The following is a 20,553-nucleotide window of genomic DNA, read 5'->3' on the forward strand; positions in this document are numbered from 1 at the left end:
GGTCGAACGCTGCCGGCAACAGCCGCGACACACGCCGGAGCAGACCCACCGGCGGGACCCACCGGCGCTACCCAGACGCCGTGGAGAGGATCAGGTCGCGACACCCAGCCTGGGCGCTCGAACCGCCTGGCGAGCCAGGTAGAGTCCGCTGCGAGCACGTGTCGCCCCGAGGTCGAAGGAGGATCAGTGGAGGTCCGGCATCTTCGCTACTTCCTGGCCCTGGCCGAGGAAGGGAACTTCACACGCGCCGCACGAAGTAGCCGAATCGCGCAATCCGCGCTCAGCCAACAGATCGCCCGACTCGAGCGGGAGGTCGGCGCCGACTTGTTCGTGCGAGGCCCCGGCCGGGTCACGCTCACGCCCGCCGGAGACGTGCTCCTGCCGCACGCCGGCCGCGTCGTCGCCGACGTCGACGCGGCACAGACGGCGCTGCGCGAATACCACGGGCTTGAGAGGGGGCATCTACGGATAGGACTCATCCAGACGGCGTCCAGCGCCTTCGACGTCACCGAGACGATCGCGCGATTCCACCACGAGCACCCGCGGATCGACGTGCAGGTGCACAACGCGTCATCGACGAAGATGCTCGACGAGCTGAAAGCGCAACGCATCGACCTGGCGATTGTCGCGCTCGGCCCCGGCGACGTGCCGAAGGACCTCTCGGCCGAAGTCATCGCCGTCGACCCCCTCGTCGCCGTCGTCGCCTCCAGCCGCCTCCCGGTGCACGGAGACGCGATCTCGGTCGGTCACGCTCTCGAACTAGGCCCGCTCATCGGCTTCGCCGCGGGCACCGGAGTGAGGCGACACGTCGACGCCGCCATCGCCCGGTCGGGGAGCCGCGCACAGGTCGTCTTCGAACTTTCGCAGGCCACCGACATCCTCGCCTTCGCGGCCGCGGGGCTCGGAGTGGCCATGCTCCCAGAAACCCTGGCCCGCGCCGCCGAGAATCCCGACCTCCTTGTTCTTCCACTGACGGACTGCGAGGCCGTGCACTTCGTCACTCTCGTCGACGACCCGCGACGTCGATCCACCGCCGGGAACGCCTTCCGCGCCCTCCTCCAAGCCCATAAGCAAACAGATGATCGAGGTCACAAAATCGTGTTGGACGTCTTGACTGGCTGTTGAGAGGGTCGAGTGACCGAAAGGACACTCCATGAAGGACCATCTCATCCAGGCCGCCCGCACCGTCGTCCCTCGCCGGGACGATCCCCATGGTCCGCTCAGCGGACTGCTGGTCCTCCTCACCGCGGTCACGGGCCTCGTCGATGCGTTCAGCTACCTGGCGCTGGGACACGTGTTCGTGGCCAACATGACCGGAAACGTCGTGTTCCTGGCGTTCTCCGTGGGAGGCTCCCACCATTTTGTCTGGTGGGCGTCGCTGATGGCGCTGGCGACCTTCGCACTCGGGGCCGTGATCGGCGGGCGGTTCATCCGCCGTTTCGGATCCCACCGAGGACGTCACCTCTTGATTGCGACAGGGACGCAGACCGTACTCGTGGGTATCGCCTTCGTTGTCGCCACGATAGGTGGACGAGTGGACAGCCCCGCCGTCCTTACGACACTCGTCATGCTGCTCGGTGCAGGCATGGGCCTGCAGAACTCGACGGCACGAGCCTTGGGCGTTCCGGATCTGACGACCACGGTCCTGACGTTGACCCTCACGGGTGTGGCGTCAGGCGCGGCCTCGTCGGGTACTCATGCCAGCCGTGTCGGGCGGCGGGCCGTGTCGGTGTTGAGCATGTTTGTCGGCGCACTTTTTGGAGCCGCACTCGTCACCACCGGCCACGCCTGCTTTGCTCTCCTTGCGGCGGGATGCCTGCTGCTCCTCGTAACTGCATTCCTCCTCCGCCATAGGGGCGACGCGGCATGGACAGCAGCGCCCGCTGCGGTATGACCATATCCGACGGGGCAGCGCGGCCTCCTAGGGTTGTTCGCGAAACTCGGTTGTGAGTTTTGCGAAACTCCGGCAGCAATAAGAAAGCCGGCCCACATGGGCCGGCTTTCGCTGTTGTGGGCGTCCGCAGAGGTGTCCGCGCTTCTTCAGCTGGCGGCCCACCGGCGTCGTGACGACACAATCGTGCATGCGCTGGGCGAACAGGCGTCGAGGCAATTTTGGCAGTGACCGACAGAGCAGTTTCGACGCTGGCAACCCGCACGTGGGAGGCGCGGCGCGTCTGAGGGCCCGGCCCCCCACGGCGGAGCCTGGCCTCGCTGCGGCAACGACGCCATCAAGGCGGCGATGAGGGTGATGCTCGGGCTGGCCCTCGCCAGCCCCACCCGCCGACGCTCAGTTCCCGTCGAGTGGCAGGTCATCGGCGCCGAGCATGGGGAGGAGCTCAGCAGTGAGGAACCCGAGGACGAAGGCTTTGGCGATGAGCATGCCGAGGCTGCGGGCGTTCGAGCCTTGCTGCATGCGTGTGACGTGGTACGACACGGTGGCGGGGGCGAGAACGAGCCGACGGCCTATTTCCTTGTACGGCAGCCCTTGCGCGAGAAGAACCAGAATCTGTGTTTGGCGGTCGGACGGCGGCCAGCCAGTGCGTTTCGATTTTTTGCTCACGATCAGTTCCCCTTGGTCGTCGCAGTTAGACGGCAACCAAGCCAAATGGCGTCCGATTGCTGTGTAGACGGCATCTTCTCAAAGTCAGCACACAGCTTCATGGCCCCATTTCGAGGCACATGGTCAGCCCAATTCCTGGCCGCAGATAACTATGAGTACTCCTAGTGGCGGAGCGCTTTAGGTCTCGGCTAGGACTCCCTTGGGTCGGGGTACAGCCCGCCTCGACACCGCCTGGGGGTTCAACTCCCTCCTGCCGCACTGCTGGATTCGCCGGGGTACGGCTCGTTCAGGTCAGCTGAGTCCGGTCATCCCCGTCGCGCGAAACAGTTACTTACCTCATGTCGCGGACCGTGTGTACGCGGCCGTAGATTCCCTCTCGCGGGGCTCATGGGGACCCCGACATTTAGGGGACGATCACATGCCGCGCCATTTCGTGGACTCTTCGCCGATTCTTGACTCAACTGAGGCGGTGAACCGTTGATGGTGCGCAAGCTGCGCCTTCGCGCCATCCTGATCACCGCGGCCGTCGTGCCAGCGACGCTCATCTTCGCCGGCCTCACGTCGGCGAACGCTGCAACGACCCCGAAGCACGTCTCGCATGCCGTGCCGGTGTCGCAGGTCAAAGCTCTCCCTGTCCCGTACGCGAAGGGGCGCAAGACCGCGTCCCTCCAGTCCACATCGCCCATTCGGGCAGCTGGGGCAGTCGGCGCCATGTCGGTCAAGCCAGCGACAATCGTCGCGAAGGCCAAGCCGAAGGCGGGATTCCAGAAGGCGACATCCAAAGTCGAGTCGATGTCGACGTACAAGACCATCTACAAGAACGCCGACGGCACCAAGACCGACACAGTCTCGTTGTTCCCCCTCAACGAGAAGACGTCCGGGAAGTGGCACCGCATCGTCACCAAGCTCTCCAAGGACAATAAGACCGGGCAGTACATCACGTCCGGGCAACCTCTCCAGGCCACGTTCGCCAAGAGGTCCGGAAGCAAAGCGGACTTCACCGTCAAGGCCGGCAAGCACACCGTGTCGTTCCACCTGAACGGGGAACGCGCTGCGACTGTCGCCCGCCCGACTCAGGCGGAGGTGGCTGCGTCCGGTGAACCCGACGCCACCACGTCTAAGGGCGTGGCCTATAACGCGGTCATGCCCGATACGAACCTCTCCTACCAGGTCGACTCGGCTGGCGTGAAAGAGGCCCTAATCCTCGATTCGGCCCCGACCGATGCGAACCCGAGCTACGCGTGGACTGTTGACGCACCCGGTCTTAACCTCGTGAACGGTCCCGCCGGATCGATCCTTTACCAGGACTCCTCAGGGAACACCGTCCTCGAGACGCCGACGCCCCTCATGACCGACTCATCGGGAATCGCTGGACAACAGTGGGGCGCCGTCGACACGATTCCGCTCACGTATACGAATAACGGCGACGGCACATGGACGCTCACGCTCACGCCGGACCCGGCGTGGCTGAACGACCCGTCACGGGTCTACCCCGTGACTCTTGACCCGTCCACAATCCAGCCGGCTGCGGGTCAGATCGTCTCTTACGAGTCCTCCAACGGCTCCGACCTGATGGCAAGCGAGGACTACGCCAACATTGGCAACTCGCGCAACGGCGGCCCCTCCGTCTGGCGCACTGTCGCGTACTACAAGTACGAGTCCATCGAAGGCAAGTATGTGCTGTCGTCGGGGCTCGGGGAGGTCTACGACGGGGCTGGCACGACGAATGCTGAGAACGTTCAAGCGTCGGAAGCGGCCAAGTGGGGCTTCCAGTGCCAGACGACTACACGCGCGTCAGCGTCGTTCAGCGCCGGAACGTCCGGCAGCGCGAGCCTGGACGTCACTTCGATCATGCGGCACATGGTCGCCGACGGCGTCAGCGGGACACCTCTGTGCCTCACGGGTGATGAGACCCTCACCGCATACACGTACAAGCAAATCAGCACCGCAGTTTCCATCACCTACGAAACGCTGCCTTCCGTCGCCGCCACGCGCGTGGTGGAATCGGACCCGTACGGTTTCCACAGCATCCTGTCGTCTCCGACGAACGAGACGGACACTCGAACCCCCACCTTGACGGTGTCGGGTTCGCAGGACTCCGGCAATGGCGGCTCAGCGTTGGGCTACCAGTACTCGATTTCGACGTCTTCGGATATGTCGAGTCCGATCTGGACTACCCCATCGGCGTCGACCTATACGTCCTCGACCAGCGTGAAGGTGCCGTCGACCCTGCTGCAGGCAGGAACCAAGTACTACTGGCAGGTGACGGTCGAGGACAAGTGGGGCGCCACGAACACCTCTCCGGTCTACTCGTGGACGACGAGCACCGATCCGACCGTCCCCGTCAACGCTGCCCCGACGCCTCCAGACAATTCGACCGTCTCGACACTGACGCCGACCCTGACCGCAGCCGCCGAGACGTCGACGGACGGCAATGCTCTGGCGTACGTCATCCGGGTGACGACCGGTCAAGACGGCCAAAGCGGCCTGGTCGCCGTCTCCGGGCAGCTGACGCCGGCGAACGGTATCGTCTCGTGGCCCGTTCCCGCAGGGCTCCTGAACGATGGGTCCTCCTACACGTGGGACCTCCTCGTCAATGACTACGACGATGACGTCATGCAGTCCGTCAACCGACTCACCGTGAATCTGCGGGTCACGAACCCCGGCCCCGCGCCGACGGACACCGATGGACCGGTCACCGTCAACCTCGCCAACGGCAACCTGAGCGCGTCGTTCAGCTCCCCGACGGTGAGCACCGTGGGCGGGTCTATGGGCATGTCGTTCAACTACGACTCGGAACTGCAAGGCAATGCCGGATTGACGGGCAGCTACTACAACGTCACCCCGGCCAGCGGGAGCCCGTCGTTCGACTTCTCGTCTTCATCGCTGCCTGCGCCCTCGATCGTCCGCACCGACTCCGATATCGCCTTCGACTGGAACGACAACTCCTCTCCCGGCCCCGGGCTCGCAGACACGGACTTCATGGCGGAATGGGACGGTTACATGACGCCGCCGCCCGGTACGTACGAATTCGGGTTCATGCGCGACGACGGAGCCCGCCTCATCCTGGGCCAAGGCTCAGAGCAGCAGACCGTGCTCGACGAGTGGTCCGACGGAACCGGCAACGAACTCGACTGGGGCACGTCCGCCACGCAGCAGCTCGTCGTGGCATCCAACGGGCTTTCGGCGACACTCGGCGGCAAGGCAATCCAGTTCCCCATTCCGATCAAGACGCAGTTCTACCAGGGCATCGGGTACGCTCACATCTCTCTCGAGGTGCAGCAGGCGGGCAACTCGTCCACGGCCCAGGTTGTCCCTCCGTCGTGGTTCACCCGCACCGTCAACGCGCTGCCGTCCGGTTGGGCCGGGTCGTCGGCCCTCGACGGCGATGCCAACGGATACGTCAGCGAACAGAACCACGAGGGCTACATCACTCTCGTCGACGCGACCGGAGCGACGCACACCTACAAGCGCACCTCATTCGGTGGCTACACCCCGCCCGCCGGTGAATCCGGAGTGCTCACGACGGACAAGAACGGTTCGGTCACCTTCACCGATTCCGACGGCACGGTGTACCTCTTCAGCGCCTCGGGAAATCTCACCAGCGTCGCCACCCCGCAGGACGTCGGCAAGCCGGCAGCGCCGGTACCGACGTACAACTCGTCGGCCCAACTCACAAGCCTTTCGGACCCGCTCTCAAGCAACGGCGCGACACCCCCGAGCTACGGCCGACAGGTCCAGTTCTTCTACCTGAACGCGACGACGGCCACGACGACCGGCAACGGGCCAGGAGCATGCGAACCGGCCAGCGGTTCCACGTTCCACACCGACCTCAACCCGGGCATGCTCTGCGAAATGGTCTACCCGGACGGGTCCGCCACTCACCTGTACTACGACGCCAACGGCCAACTCGCCGAAGTCGTCAACCCCGGCAACGAGATCACGAACTTCGGTTACGAACAGCAGGCAACCGGGGCGCTTCAGGGGCAGTTCCTTCTCGACGACATCCGCAGCCCCCTGGTCAACGACTGGCTCGCATCCACCGGAAACGTCAACGCGTCGCCCGCCACGACGGACGTGCAGGTCGCCTACGACCAGTCCAATGCCTGGACCAGCGGATTCGTAACCGGTGTCACACTTCCGGCCCCTGACGGGGCAACAGCTTCGCAGCAGCCACAGAAGACCTACACCTACGCGTCTCAACCGACCGGGACAACGGTCGGCACCACGTTTGTCGATGAAGCAGGGCTCACCGTGCCGACGACCGGCAATTCCGACGGCCACGCGGAGACGATCACGTACAACCAGGCCCTCCAGGGCGTCTCCACCGCGATCGCGTCGGGCTTGACGTCTCAGTCGGTGTGGAACAGCCACGACGACCTCATGGCCTCGATCAGCCCTCAGGGCGAAGAGTCGAGCACGGCCTACGACAGCCAGGATCGGGCGACGGACACGTACGGGCCGGCACCGACCAGTTGCTACCCCACTTCCACCAGCTCGCTGGGAACCTCGCAGGCGAATATCGTGCCGACGAGCGGGACCTGCGCAGCCCTCGGAACACCCACGGCACACACCTCAACCTCCTACGACACCGGCCTCCACGGCCTCGCTGCCAGTTGGTACTCCAACCAGTACCTGTCCGGCGTGCCCGCGGCCTACTCGCTCGGGACCGGCGATACCGGCGGTGAGATCGATCACGACTGGGGCAGCGCGTCACCCATCGCCGGGATCCCGGCCACCGACTGGACGGCGGACTTCACCGGATTGATCACCTTCCCGACGGCAGGAACCTACGAGATCTACACCTACGAAGACGACGGCGCCGAAGTCTTTCTCAACGACCAGCTCGTCATCAGCGACTGGGGCAGCCACTCCGCCCACTACTCGCCCGTTCACACAGTCGTCGCGACCGCAGGCGAAGTCATGCGGATTCGCGTGGAATACCTCCAGGAAACCGGAGACGGTCACCTCGAACTGGACTGGGCGACACCCGGCAAGACGGTGCCGACGACGGACTCCTCGAATGTTCCCATCCCGGGCGCCGACCTCGCGCCCGCCTACAATCTCGCCACCTCGAACCACACAGACGACTCCGTGCCCACGGGTGTCAGCGGCGTATCCAACAGCCAGGTGCAGTCGACAACGGGAACGACGTCGTACGGCTCTTCTCCATGGCTCGGCCAGGCGACATCGTCAGTCGTTGACTCCGGAACCGGGACGCTCAACCTAACCTCCAGCAGCACGTTCGAGAAAGCGGGTACTGGCTACCTCCGGCAACTGACCACAGTCATGCCCGCCGGAGCAGGAACGACGTCCACCTCGACCTACTACGGGGACAACGAAAGCTACGGGACGGCGCTCAACACCTCCACGCCCATTTGCGGCGTCCCTGTCAACACACCTCAGTACGGGATGGCAGAGACAACCACTGGACCCACAAATTCAGACGGCGTTGCGCGCACTACCCAATACGTCTATGACGTGATGGGACGTATGGTCGGCTCAAAGAGTCCTGGTGACACCGCGTGGACGTGCACCACGTACGACTCGCGAGGCCGCGTCACAGCGGTCGCGTATCCGTCGTTCGGCAGCACGCCCGCACGAACAGTTACAACGAGCTACACCTCCGACGGGACCTCGTCCGGTGACCCGCTGGTGACCTGGACCCAGGACAACGGCGTTCCCGACTCGCCCACGAACGGCCGCGTCACCACGACAGCGGACCTCGATGGGCGCACGGTCAGCGCAACCGACGTGTGGGGCACTGTCAACACCACGACGTACAACCGCATCAGCGAGGCGACCACGACGACCTCGACGACGGCGGCAGGAACCTCGTCCACCCTCACGATGTCCTACGACATCGACGGAAACCTTCTGAGCGTCTCCAACGGTGGAACGAACCCCCTCGAAACGGTTGGATACACGGGAGGCAAGATCTCGCAGGTCCAGGTCGACCTCGGAAGCAACAGCGTCACCGGAAACGTCGGATATGACGCCGCCGGCACCGAGAACTCGGTCGATTGGCACTTCCCGAACGGTCAAAACAGTGTCACGGACAGCGAAGTGCGCTCCCAGGCCGGGCGGATCCTGACCGAGACACTCACCGACGGGACAACCAGCTATGGGTCCAGTTACACCTATGACGGCGCGGGCAGGCTCGTGGCCGCCACCGTCCCGGACAACTCATTGACCTACTCGTTCGGGTCATCCGCTTGCGGAACCAACGCGAATGCAGGGGAGGACGGTGACCGGACGGCGATGACCGACTCGCTCAACGGCGGCGCAGCCACGACGACGACCTATTGCTACGACAACGCCGACCGTCTCACCGGGACAACCGTCTCCGGGGCGCCATCGAATGCTGACGAGCTGCTGTCAACGAACCTCACCACCTCCGGCTCGAATGCGAACCTTGGTTACGATGCCCACGGCAATGTCACCACCCTGGCTAACGAGGCCATGACCTACGACGAAGATGACCGGCACATGTCGACAACGTCTTCGACGGGGGCAGCCGTATCGTACGAGCGCGACGCTGCCGGCGACATCGTTGAGATGACAACCACCACGACGGCTGGCAACGTGACCACGTACCGATATTCGAGCGACGGCGGCGGTGAATGGACGTTCGATTCAGCCGGTCGCGTCGTTGAGCAGACGGAGGCTCTCTCCGGCGCGGAACTGTCGTTCCAGGCTTCCGGGACAAGCGCGGCCTTTGAGAACCTGCAAGGCGCTGTGGCCGTCACGTCGGATGGAACGGGCGCCCGCACGGGAGCCGTCAGCCTCTACGATCCGTTTGGGAACTCCATAGACCCATCAACTGGGCAAATCGGTACGACCACGGCCGACTCAAGCGTCCCGAAGGACACAGCGACAACGGGGACGGAACGAGGATGGGCGGCCGGGGCCGGGAAGAAGACCACCACTGCCCTGCCCATCGAGTCGATCGAGATGGGCGACAGGCAATATGTGCCGCTCCTTGGCCGATTCCTTTCCGTCGATCCAATCGCAGGCGGCGGAGACAATGACTACTCATATGCGAATGACCCAGTAAACAATTCCGACTACTCCGGTGACATGCTCGTCGCAGACGAATTTCCCCCGCAGTACATCACCAAGGAGTACATCACGCAGGCGAAAGAGCTGCGAAAAATCTATGCGAGCACGGCCTATATACACCTTACAGCCAGGTACACACCGGCCGCCCCCCGGGTCTCGAGCGGCAAAATGGCACTAGAGACCGCGGCGATCAACCGAGCCGATTCTCATAAAGAAGCCACTCAACGATCTCTGGATGAGGTGGCAAATATTGCAAACACGGTGAGCACAGTGACCGGATTCATTGGTCTCATCCCCATCCCTGGAGTCCAAGAAGTCGCAATCGGCGTCTCCCTCGTGTCGGGCGGCGTAGGCGCTGCTCTAGACTGTCGCCACGGTTTTACATCTACTTGCGACCTGGACCTTTCGGCCCTCGCCTTGGGGGGCGTGGGGAAGGGAATGAAGATATTTCGGATCGGTGCGACTCTTTCAGACGAAAGCAAGGACGCGATAACCGGTGCGGGAACGGTCGCGGGACTCATGCCGGCGACTTATGGCACGGCTACAGGTTGGGCAAGCTACGCCTACGGAAAGTGAGGCACTAACAGTATGGTTCAATTCGAAAAATACCAGTCCTCTCGCGTGCCAGGAGCAACTGCCTTTCAATGGACGGCCCGTACCACGAGGATGATCTTCGTGGTGATCGCTACAGTCGTCATCGCCATCGCTGTCGGAACCACCGGGCGCCTACTTCCCGCGACGTCTGGGGCGAAGCATCCTCTCAGCGTGATCGGGCAGATCTTGATCTACGTATTCTTTGCGACGCTTGTTGCATTTTTCATCTCGGGCATCAGGGGTCGTCAAGTCGAATCGGCGGAGAAGACCCGTGGGTACTCAACGCTTCCCCTTCAAAAAGATGCCGTCGACGTCATCGACGTTGAGACCGGGCTCGTCATTCGCCACGCTTCCGAACAGCCACTCAGGAACCGCGGTGACATCGCTCGATCGCGGCTTGCGGCAGAAGAAAGGTCCAAGTCCACGAAGTGAACCGGGCGGGCGGGAAGAGAGCCAGGTGGTGGCGAAGGTAGGCGACAAGCGTGAGGTTCTGCCTGGACTCGCGGCCAAGACGGCCAAGCGCATCCTAGGCTATCTGCCCTTTCGATTTTCGGTCTCCTTTTGCCCCTTGTCGTCTTCGCGTGCGTTCGCGCAGTCGATCCCGAGTTTGCTCGGGTGGGTTTCGCCGTCTGGCACTACGCCTCCGGCTGCGTGTTCGCGAACACGGCGATCCGGTACGGCTTCCGACTGATTCGAGCAGAGGCGGAAGTGGAGAACGGTTACAGCAGTTTCCTGCTCAACACGCAGGCCGTCGACGTCGCATCGATCAGAAATACGAACAGTGAACGGAGTCAAGCATGAGCGACTCACGCCCCGTCGATCTGCCGTCAGAGTCAGGTGCAAGCCGCGGAATCGGCCTCGTCGCCGTCGCATGCGTCCTCGTAGCGGGTGCCTTACGAATGAGCATCCCGTTGCAGCAATACGCCCGATCGGGTGGCCGGGACGTCGCGGAGCTGTGGATCGGCCTTGCTATCCCCCTGGCCATCATCGCGATCGTGGGTGCGCTGTTGTTACTGCGGTTGTCGCCGTACCGTCGGGCCCGCCGACTTCGCGCCGCGAACCCGTCAGCTGTGATCGCAACCGGGTATTGGGCTCACGAGACGTCGCACGCGGTGCCGGGCACTCCGGATCGTGGGCAGATGTCGACCTTCACACTCGTCGTCGACCCGTCGGGCGTCCAGCTGCACAGCGGATTGTCGGGATCGACCAGTGATGTCAACATCCCCGTGTCGGAGATCACGTGGGTGCACTCGGGGGTCGCGCGGGTGTGGCAGCGATCGCGGGCGGCACTGATCGTGTCGACTCGGAGCGGGCAGATCCCGCTGCTGTTACTCGACTATCGCCGGCCCATCGGGTTCTTCCTGCGGCCGTCTGGCCTGGGTGCGATCGCGGAGCAGACCCGACAGACGCTGGGCCTCGCGTGAGGCAATGAACTTCCGAACGATTCGAGCGAGAGTATGGGTTCGAACGCGACGGGGTTGGCGGAGTGCCATGCGGTTGAGGCCACTAGCGGTAGGAGCGATACGCGGCATCTCCATTTCAGGGGACGTCGCCCCGCCGCCGCAACTTTGACGGGCGTCCAGCCCGACCGTTACTCAGCGGATCCTCGCTCTTTGATCTCCTGATCAGACTGCATCATTTTGGCGGAGGCGTCATTCGCGGACCAGATCAAATTGGATCGACAAGTTCTGAGAGACGTGTGAATGGCTTTAGATGCGACCGCCGCGTTGGCGACACCCGGACCGCGCTCGGGGAAGCATTCGTAAGTTTCGTCAGGAGCCCGCAGTAAATCGCTCGAGTGTTTAACGAGGGGCGGGCGCCCGGCCGCGATCAGTCTTCGGTTGAGGCCGGCTGTCGCATGGCGCGGTGCACGGCCTCCAAGTGCTGGCGCATCGCCGTTTCGGCCGCGTCGGCGTCCTGCACGATGACGGCGCTGAGTACGGCCGCGTGCCCCGCGATCACGTCGCTTCGACTTTCGGTTGTGCGGTGGGCGAGAAGGCGGGTCTCCCTGGTGCGCTCGGAGGCAAGACCGCTGATGCCGAGCATGAAGTTGTTCCGTGTCACGCGCGCCAATGTGTAGTGGAAGTCGATGTCAAGGTCGAGTGAGGCTTCGGGCGTGAGGTGCTCGCTGCTGCGGTCGATGATCGCCTCGAGCTGCAGGATGTCCGCTGCTGTCGCGCGCTGAGCTGCAAGGCGCGCGACGCCGGGCTCGATGAGGTCTTCGACTTCGATGACGTGCTGGATCCGGTCTTCGATCGAGTGCAGGCGCTCCTGTACCGCGAGTGTCTCCATGTTCAGCGGCAGCACTCGCGTCGATTTTCCGTGATGCCGCTCGATCAGATGCTTGCTCTCGAGTTCGAGGAGCGCTTCACGCAGGGACGTACGTGAGACACCAAGCGATTCGGCCATCTCGCGCTCTGCCGGGAGGAGGGAGCCGGGCGGATAGATGTCGTTGAGGATCTGCCGCTCGAGGTGCGCCGCGAGCTCGATCCCGAGCGGGCGGGAGCGCCGACGGAAGTCGACGCTGGCGTTGGTGGTGACCATCTCTCGCTGACCTCCTGGTGCTTGTAACCACTGTATTCGCGTCAGAGCCAGACGACGTCTCGCTTCTCAACTGGTTTGTTTCCAGCATGTTATTTCCGCGTGACAACTCAGATAAATCAAGGATTGCTGGCCGATGACGCAGATATTGTCGCCACACCTCTACTGGTCCAACCAGTTTGGTGAGACGAAAGGAATCCGAGATGGTCGCGCTCCCTGCACGCCCGGTGGCCCACCGAGAGGCCGGCATTGCCGTCGCGGTTATCCGCTCGCTCCGAGCCCCGGTGTTGCGGCTTCTGGGAGCAGCCGGTGTGATCGTCGCGATCGTCTCGCTCACTTTCCTCGTGTCGCGCGTGTTCACCGCCGACCCGATCAATCTGTTCGTGGGCGAGTCGGCCAGCGAGGCGACGCGCCAGCAGGCGCGCGAGCAACTGGGGCTCGGTGCTCCGCTCATCGTGCAGTACGGCCGCTTCCTCTCCGGTCTGTTGCACGGCGACCTCGGCACGTCGTACCTGACGGGCCAGCAGGTCGGCCCCGAGCTTCTCGGTCGCCTTCCCGCCACGGTGGAGCTCGGCCTCGACGCCATCGTCGTCGGACTCGTCTTCGGCGTCGTGGTCGGAGTCCTGGCCGCCGTCTGCCGCAACACGGCCGTCGACGGGGTGCTCCGCTTCGTCACGACGGGGGCGCTGGCGCTGCCCCAGTTCTGGATCGGGCTGATGCTCCTCTGGATCTTCTTCGTGAACGCGCACGCGCTGCCCGGGCCCACCGGCCGACTGCCGATCGGGATGAACCCTCCGGCGGCGATCACCGGCCTTTACGTGCCCGACGCTCTGCTCCACGGTGATCTCGCCACGGCCGGTGCAGCGATCCGCCAGCTGATCCTGCCCGTCATCACGCTTGCTGTGGGCTCCTTTGGACCGATCGCCCGACAAGTCCGCTCGACCATGGTCGAGTCACTCGAATCCGAGTATGTGCGCACAGCCAGGGCGCTGGGCATCGCTCGGCCGCGCATCTGGTTCGCCTACGCGCTCAAACCGGGCCTGCTGTCGGTCCTCACCCTCGGCGCCGGCCTCGTGGGATGGACCCTCGCCGGCTCCGTTCTCGTCGAGGGGATCTTCGGCTGGCCCGGCATCGGCCAGTTGGCCATCACCGCAATCCAGTCGTCCGACTATCCCGTCATCCAGGGATTCGTGCTCTACGTCGCGACGCTCTACGTCGTGATCTGGGCCGTGCTCGAACTCGTCTACACCCGTGTCGATCCACGAAGGAGCGCCTCATGACGGCCCCGTCCATCGGTTTGCCGCGCCTGATCAGACCAGCGCGAGCCCGGTCCGGCTCGCCTTCGCGATCGTGGTCGCTCTGGGTGGGCGTCGGCCTACTCGGCCTCCTCATCGCGAGCGGCATCGTGGCCATCTTCTGGACCCCGTACGCACCTGGCGCCTCCGCGGTCGGCCCTCTGTCGTCGCCGCCAAGCCTCGCGCACCCGTTCGGGACGGACGACCTCGGCGGCGACGTGCTCTCTCGCACCATGGCGGCCGCGACCACCGACGTGAGCATCACCGTAGTCGTCGTGTTACTCGCTCTCATCGTCGGCACGCTCTGGGGCAGCCTCGCGGGATTCTTCGGCGGCGTCTTCGACTACGTGACGATGCGCGTGCTCGAACTCCTCAACTCCTTCCCGTCGCTGCTGCTCGCCGTCCTGGTGATCGCCGTCGCCGGTCCCGGCATCGTCAACGTCGTCTTCGTGGTCGCGGTGCTGCCCCTACCCGACTACGTCCGGCTCGCCCGTGCCGAGGTCAGCTCGAAGAAGCAGTGGCAGTTCGCCGACGCCGCCCGCCTGGTGGGCCGAGGACCGTTCGGCGTGCTCTTCGCCCACGTGGTGCCCAACAGTCTCCGGCCCCTGCTGACCTTCGCATCGGTCAATGCCTCCTATGTCGTCTCCACCGTCGGTGCCCTCGGTTACCTCGGCCTCGGCATCCAGCCCGGCTCGGCCGAGTGGGGGTCGATGATCGCCAAGGGGCAGGATGCGATCCTTTCCGGCCAGTGGTGGATCTCCGGCTTCCCGGGCCTCGCCATCTTCCTGCTCGCCGCCGCGTTCCACCTCATCTCGGACGCCGTCGCCGACGCGCGCGACGAGGGGAGCGCCGCATGAGCGCCGACAGCATCCTCGAGGTCGACGGCTTCAGCGGCGGCTTCGAGAACCGTCCCGGCGTCATCGACGCTGTTCTCGAGCACGTCTCGTTCGCGGTGCCCACGGGGTCGTCGACGGCCATCGTCGGCGAATCCGGCTCCGGCAAGTCCCTGACGGCCCTGGCGGTGATGGGCCTTGCTCCGTCGCGCTTCCGTCGCACGGCCGGTTCGATCCGCCTCGGCGGCCGCGACCTCACGTCGACGTCCGAGCACGAGCTGCGCCGGGTGCGCGGCCGCGAGGTGGGCATGGTGTTCCAGGATGCGAGGAGCGCCCTCAACCCGGTGTTCACTGTCGGCCACCAGCTCGCCGACGTCTGCCGAGCGCACCGCGGCGTCAGCCGCCGCGAGGCCCTGAGGGAGGCGGAGCACATGCTCGACCGGGTCCGCGTGCCCGAGGCCGCCCGCCGTATGCAGCAGTACCCTCACGAGTTCTCCGGCGGGATGGCGCAGCGCGCAATGCTCGCCATGGCGCTCATCAGCCGCCCGCGCTTGCTCATCCTCGACGAGCCGACCACCGGCCTTGACGTGACGATCCAGGCTGACGTGCTCGATCTCATCATCGACATCAAGGCGGAGACCGGCATGACGACCTGCCTGATCACCCACGACCTCGGAGTTGTCGCCGAAACGTGCGACCGCGTGGTCGTGATGCGGGGCGGCGAGGTGAGGGAGATCGGATCCTGCGAGCAGATCATCTCCGCGCCGACCGACCCGTACACCCGACAGCTCATCGACGACAGCAGGATGGTGGAGACCCGGTGACCCCCGACGCGACGACAGTGCTCGACGTCTCGGGCCTGCGCAAGCAGTACCGTGTGCGCGGCGCCGGCAGGCACACGCAGCTCACGGCGGTCGACGACGTGGACTTCGTCATCCGCGCCGGCGAGACCGTCGCGCTGGTGGGAGAGTCAGGATCGGGCAAATCGACGATCGCCCGCTGCGTTTCCCGCCTCGTCGAGCCCACGGCCGGTCGCGTGCTGCTCGACGGCGAATCGATCCTCGACGTCACCCCTCGGCGCCTCGCCGCCGTGTACGGCGACCTACAGATGGTGTTCCAGGACCCGATGTCATCCCTCGACCCGCGGATGACCGTCGCCGCGACCCTCGACGAGCCGCTGCGACTGCACACGAGCCTCGACCGCGAGGGACGTCGGGCCAGGATCCGAGCGCTCCTCGCCGACGTCGAGCTGAGCGACACCCTGCTCGAGCGGCGACCCCGTCAGCTGAGCGGGGGCCAGCGGCAGCGCCTGTCGATCGCGCGGGCGCTGGCGGCCGAGCCGAAGGTGATCCTGCTCGACGAGCCGACGGCGTCGCTGGACGTGTCGGTGCGCGGGCAGATCATCCGGCTGCTCGAGCGGCTGCAGGACGAGCACGGGCTCGCTTACCTCTTCATCAGCCACGACCTGGCCGTCGTCCGTCGCATCGCCGACCGGGTGCTCGTGATGTATCTGGGCGGGATCGTCGAGCAGGGAACCACCGCCGACGTCTTCGAGCACCCCGTGCACCCGTACACGCGGGCACTGCTGTCCGCAGCGCCCGTCGTGGCATACGGACGCCCCCGCAGCCGGCTCAGTCTCGCCGGCGAGATCCCCAGCCCAATGAACATACCCCTCGGCTGCCGCCTCGTCGGCCGCTGCCCCTTGGCCGAGGAGGCCTGCTCTCTCGCCCGCCCGCCCCTCGAACCAGTGACCGCGACGCACGACGTCGCCTGCCCGGTCTCGGCCCCCTAGCCCCTCCGACGCACCACACGCACCTCACATCACCACTCTCCCCTCCCCGAAAGGAACACCTGTGTCCGCATCACGAACGCGCACGCGACTCCTGGTCGCCATGAGCGTCGCCGCAGCAGCCGCCCTGGCACTCGCAGGCTGCAGCACCTCATCGGCCTCGACCACGTCATCGACCACCTCCACGGCGACCGGCATCACCACGGCATGGCCTGCCGACCTCACCTCACTCGACCCGATGAATCTCTCGAACAGCGAGGACACCGAGGTCGCCAACAACGTCTACGAGGGCCTCGTCGCCTACGACTTCAAGAAGACGTCCGACGGCTCGGAGGTGTGGCAGGGATCGAAAGTGGCCCCTGCCCTCGCGAAGAGCTGGACTATCGACAAGAACGCGATCACCTTCGACCTCGATCCCAACCGCAAGTTCTACCCCTCGGGCAACCCCGTCACCGCCTCCGACGTCAAATGGAGCCTCGAGGCCGCCCTGCACAGCCTCAACGCGCAGGACATCACCACCAACGGGCTGCAGAGCGGCGACGACATCCACGTGGTCGACGCCCACACCGTGACGATCGACTTCACCGACACCTCCGGCAACCCGATCGACGTCGGCACGACACAGCTGGCCATGTTCGTCAACACCAACGAGCGCATCATCGACTCCGTCGCCGCCAAGAAGCACGCCACCGCCTCCGACCCCTACGCGTCGAAGTGGCTGCGCTCGAACGTCGTCGGCTCGGGCCCGTACTACCTCTCAAGCTGGAGCAAGGGACAGCAGGTCGTGCTGAAGGCGAACCCGGACTACCCCGATCAGCCGGCCTATAAGACCGTCACGGCGCGCATCGTCAACAACGCCAACGTCGCCTCGCTCGTCAAGAGCGGCTCGATCAACTTCGCCGAATTCGACATGTCCGAGACCGACGTCACCAACCTGCAGAAGGCGGGCTTCACCGTCGCCTCGCAGGCCACACCGACCCTCACGTATCTGACCATGGCCGCCGACACCGGCGCGTTCACCAACGAAAAGGTCCGTCAGGCCGTTGCCGACGCCATCCCCTACAAGCAGATCGTCTCGACCGTGTACTCGGGTCGCGCCGAACGCGCCTACAGCATCGTCAACTCGTCGTCGTCGAGCTACACGCCGGCGTGGAACGAGTACAGCACCGACCTCACAAAAGCCAAACAGCTGATGAAACAGGCCGGCAACCCCACGATTTACGTGCCCCTGCACTACGACACGTCGGACCCCGCGCAGGAGAACATCGCGCTGCTGATCCAGGAGAACCTCAAGACGATCGGCATCACCGTCAAGCTGACGCCCGAGACCGACGACCAGCAGTGGGACATCATCAACGGTCGCTCGCGCAACCCCTCCAACCCGGGCTCGGCCGACATGGTCCTCTTCAACTGGGGCCCGTGGACCGACGACCCGAAAATCCCCGTCGGCTACGCCGCCACCAAGGACGGCGTGAACAACTACGCCCTGTGGTCGAACCCGACGGTCGACACGCTCAACGCGACATGGCAACTCAAGGCGCCCTCCAGCGCCCGCGACGCCGCCTACAAGCAGGCGCAGAAGATCATCGCTGATGCCGCTCCCGTGATTCCGATCACCTACGCCGATCGCCAGTCGGTCATGGCCAAGGGCATCACCGGCGCGTCCTTCGAGCAGTTCGCCAGCACCCGCTACTACCTGCTCACGCCGACGAAGTGACACCACGCGGTGGGCGGGCACGTCCCGCCCACCGCCACCCTTCTGAACCATCGAAAGGCACACCATGATCCAGACCGCGACCGCAGAACGACTCCTCGACGGCTTCGAGCCGAGCTTCGACGTCGAACTCGCCAAAGCGATCCCCGAATCCGAGTTCATCGAGCGAATTACCCGACTCCGCCGCGCAGCGGCCGTGGCCGAGAACGAGGTCACCCTCATCCACGCCGACGGGCTGACCGGGTTCCAAACCTCGAACACGTACCTCAAGTGGCTCTGCGACTGGTCGCGCGAGGGCATCCTCGTCGTGCCCACCGACGCCAGTAAGGGTATCCATCTCTTCACCTTCTACACGGAGTCGGTCATCATGCCGCCGCAGGGCGAGGCCGTCGGTGTCGAGGAGGTCTGGCAGATCAGCCCGTTCAGCATCGAATACGGCGGGCGCGCCGGCGACCCGATCCGCAAGACGATCGAGGCTAGCGTCAAGCGCCTCGCCGAGCTCGGCTACACCCGCTCGAGCGTCGGACTCGTCGGCGACCGCCTCTCGGCCGACTTCTGGCGCGTCCTCGCCGACGAACTCCCCGGCGCGCGCTTCTCGGACCGCACCGAGACACTCAACGAGATGACGAAGCTCCTCTCTGAGAACGAACGCGACCAGGTGCGCACCGCCGCCCAGCTCGCGGATGTCGCCTACGAGGCCGCCTGTCACGTGACGAAGCCCGGCGTCACGGACTTCGAGATCTACGCGGCGTTCACCTACGCGCAGATGTCGCGCGGAGGGGAAACCGGCGACGGCTACCAGATCGGCATCAACCAGTGGGGCACCGCCTGCGGCAAGCCCTACGGCCACGTCGTGCGCAGCGGCGACCTCCTCAACCTGTATGTATCGAACGTCAAGTACCACGGCTACACGGCGCAGATCGCCCGGATGATCGCCATCGGCGACATCACCGAGAAGCAGGAGACGACGCTCGCAATGTGCGCCGACGCGGTCCGCCGCGCCGAGGCGAAGATCCGTCCCGGCGCACCGATCCATGACCTGCACGACGCCGCGTTCTCCGCCTACACCGACCGCGGCTACCTATCGCCCGAACAGACCGAGACCTCCCGCATGCCCTACAACTGGGAGTCCGAGAAGGACGGCGGACCACGCCGTGTACGCAAGCAGTACGTCCCCGACGTCGACTACGAGGCCTCGGGCCGCCGCCTCGAGCGGGTGTACCCAGCCACGTTCGGCCCGCACAACCCAAACCTCGGCCACAGCGTCGGCAACATGGGCGCCCCGAAGTTCAACGTCACCAGCCACAACACCGAGCTGCTTCAGCCCGGCATGGCCATGGTGCTGCACGCGCAGTGGCTCGACCCGCTGAGCGACGGAGCCAACATCGGCGACATGTTCCTCGTCACCGAGGGCGGCTACGAGAACCTCAGCCGCCACACCTCCGTCGACGCGTTTCGCGTCGACGCATGAGCCTCGCGCCTGCCCGTGCCTCGGCGCGGGCGGGCGCGACCGCTCGATACGATCGGGGAGTGGAATCGAAGACCGCATCTGTTCTCCGGACGCTTCGCGCTGAGATCGTCTCGGGTGAGCTTCCCGGCGGGACACGGCTCAAGGAGGACGTCATCGCTGCCCGTTTCGGGGTGTCGAGGGTTCCCGTGCGGGAGGCTCTGCGGCAGCTCGAGTCGGAGGGCTTCGCCCTGGCCGAGAAGTACCGGGGAGTGACCGTCGCCGAGGCTTCGGCCGAATCGGTCATCGAGTTGATGCAGATCCGCCGGCAGCTCGAGGGCCTGGCGGCCCGCTTGGCGGCCAAGCGTCGTGGCGGCGAGTCGTCTGCCGACCTCAAAGTGGTCGTCGAGCTGGCTCGCGAGGCGACGCCTCCGGTCGAGCCGCTCATCGAGTTCCATCACCTCGTGGCCGGCGCCTCCGGAAACCGCCAACTCGAATCCATGATCGAGCGGGTCATCCAGCAGACCGCCTGGGCTTTCGAGCGGCGGACCCAGGATGCGCTCAGCGCCAGCCTCGAGGACCACGCCGCCATCGCCGCGGCGATCCTCCGCGGCTCGGAGACGCAGGCTTCCGTCTTTATGGACGAGCACCTGAGCAAGGACGAGGAGTGGCTTCGGGCGGGTCGGGCACTCTCGTCGTAGTCCGATTCTCGTATACG

At 65.1% G+C, this 20,553-nt stretch carries 15 protein-coding genes; 13 read left to right on the forward strand and 2 right to left on the reverse strand.

Translation table 11 applies throughout. The features are described 5' to 3' along the window. Positions 1-186: 186 nt before the first annotated feature. Complete coding sequence (locus tag C8E83_RS14950) at positions 187-1,125, forward strand: LysR family transcriptional regulator (protein WP_170159951.1); 939 nt, start codon at positions 187-189, stop codon at positions 1,123-1,125. A gap of 28 nt (positions 1,126-1,153) precedes the next feature. Next, the gene (locus C8E83_RS14955) at positions 1,154-1,894 is read left to right on the forward strand and encodes a YoaK family protein (RefSeq protein ID WP_121370681.1); all 741 of its coding nucleotides are present in this window, start codon (positions 1,154-1,156) and stop codon (positions 1,892-1,894) included. 393 nt (positions 1,895-2,287) lie between these two features. Here C8E83_RS14955 and C8E83_RS14960 read toward each other — a convergent pair whose 3' ends face one another. Next, positions 2,288-2,560 (reverse strand): helix-turn-helix domain-containing protein, encoded by a 273-nt coding sequence (locus tag C8E83_RS14960; RefSeq protein ID WP_170159952.1) that lies wholly within the window; start codon positions 2,558-2,560, stop codon positions 2,288-2,290. A 480-nt stretch (positions 2,561-3,040) separates the two neighbouring features. On the opposite strand from C8E83_RS14960, the gene C8E83_RS14965 reads away from it, so the two are divergent. From C8E83_RS14965 to C8E83_RS14975, 4 genes are all read left to right on the forward strand, one after another. Further along, the gene (locus tag C8E83_RS14965) at positions 3,041-10,198 is read left to right on the forward strand and encodes a PA14 domain-containing protein (protein WP_121370685.1); all 7,158 of its coding nucleotides are present in this window, start codon (positions 3,041-3,043) and stop codon (positions 10,196-10,198) included. Between the two features lie 189 nt (positions 10,199-10,387). Then, on the forward strand, positions 10,388-10,648 hold the full coding sequence (locus C8E83_RS14970; protein ID WP_147430196.1) for a hypothetical protein: 261 nt from the start codon (positions 10,388-10,390) through the stop codon (positions 10,646-10,648). A 183-nt stretch (positions 10,649-10,831) separates the two neighbouring features. Next, positions 10,832-11,017: a hypothetical protein gene (locus C8E83_RS19280; RefSeq protein WP_147430197.1), complete on the forward strand. Its 186-nt coding sequence runs from the start codon at positions 10,832-10,834 to the stop codon at positions 11,015-11,017. 98 nt (positions 11,018-11,115) lie between these two features. Then, complete coding sequence (locus C8E83_RS14975) at positions 11,116-11,640, forward strand: hypothetical protein (protein ID WP_121370689.1); 525 nt, start codon at positions 11,116-11,118, stop codon at positions 11,638-11,640. 406 nt (positions 11,641-12,046) lie between these two features. Here C8E83_RS14975 and C8E83_RS14980 read toward each other — a convergent pair whose 3' ends face one another. Then, positions 12,047-12,760, reverse strand: a complete 714-nt coding sequence (locus C8E83_RS14980; RefSeq protein WP_121370691.1) for a FadR/GntR family transcriptional regulator — start codon at positions 12,758-12,760, stop codon at positions 12,047-12,049. Between the two features lie 200 nt (positions 12,761-12,960). On the opposite strand from C8E83_RS14980, the gene C8E83_RS14985 reads away from it, so the two are divergent. The 7 genes from C8E83_RS14985 to C8E83_RS15015 all read left to right on the forward strand — a co-directional run bounded on the left by C8E83_RS14985 (position 12,961) and on the right by C8E83_RS15015 (position 20,536). Beyond that, complete coding sequence (locus C8E83_RS14985; RefSeq protein WP_121370693.1) at positions 12,961-14,037, forward strand: ABC transporter permease; 1,077 nt, start codon at positions 12,961-12,963, stop codon at positions 14,035-14,037. Next, a complete protein-coding gene (locus C8E83_RS14990) occupies positions 14,034-14,909 on the forward strand; it encodes an ABC transporter permease (RefSeq protein WP_121370695.1) in 876 nt (291 codons plus the stop codon). The genes C8E83_RS14985 and C8E83_RS14990 overlap by 4 nt, the downstream gene beginning before the upstream one ends. Further along, positions 14,906-15,709, forward strand: coding sequence for an ABC transporter ATP-binding protein (locus C8E83_RS19780; protein ID WP_121370697.1), 804 nt, complete (start codon positions 14,906-14,908; stop codon positions 15,707-15,709). Before C8E83_RS14990 ends, C8E83_RS19780 begins: the two co-directional genes overlap by 4 nt. Beyond that, entirely contained in the window at positions 15,706-16,677 is a 972-nt protein-coding gene (locus C8E83_RS15000; RefSeq protein WP_211331709.1) for an ABC transporter ATP-binding protein, read from the forward strand. Before C8E83_RS19780 ends, C8E83_RS15000 begins: the two co-directional genes overlap by 4 nt. 61 nt (positions 16,678-16,738) lie before the next feature. Further along, positions 16,739-18,391, forward strand: coding sequence for an ABC transporter substrate-binding protein (locus C8E83_RS15005; RefSeq protein ID WP_147430198.1), 1,653 nt, complete (start codon positions 16,739-16,741; stop codon positions 18,389-18,391). 64 nt (positions 18,392-18,455) lie between these two features. Further along, positions 18,456-19,859 (forward strand): M24 family metallopeptidase, encoded by a 1,404-nt coding sequence (locus tag C8E83_RS15010; protein WP_121370702.1) that lies wholly within the window; start codon positions 18,456-18,458, stop codon positions 19,857-19,859. A 59-nt stretch (positions 19,860-19,918) separates the two neighbouring features. Next, complete coding sequence (locus C8E83_RS15015; RefSeq protein WP_170159953.1) at positions 19,919-20,536, forward strand: GntR family transcriptional regulator; 618 nt, start codon at positions 19,919-19,921, stop codon at positions 20,534-20,536. The last annotated feature ends 17 nt before the right edge of the window (positions 20,537-20,553 follow it).

It is taken from the genome of Frondihabitans australicus (assembly GCF_003634555.1).
GTDB classification, from domain to species: Bacteria; Actinomycetota; Actinomycetes; order Actinomycetales; family Microbacteriaceae; genus Frondihabitans; species Frondihabitans australicus.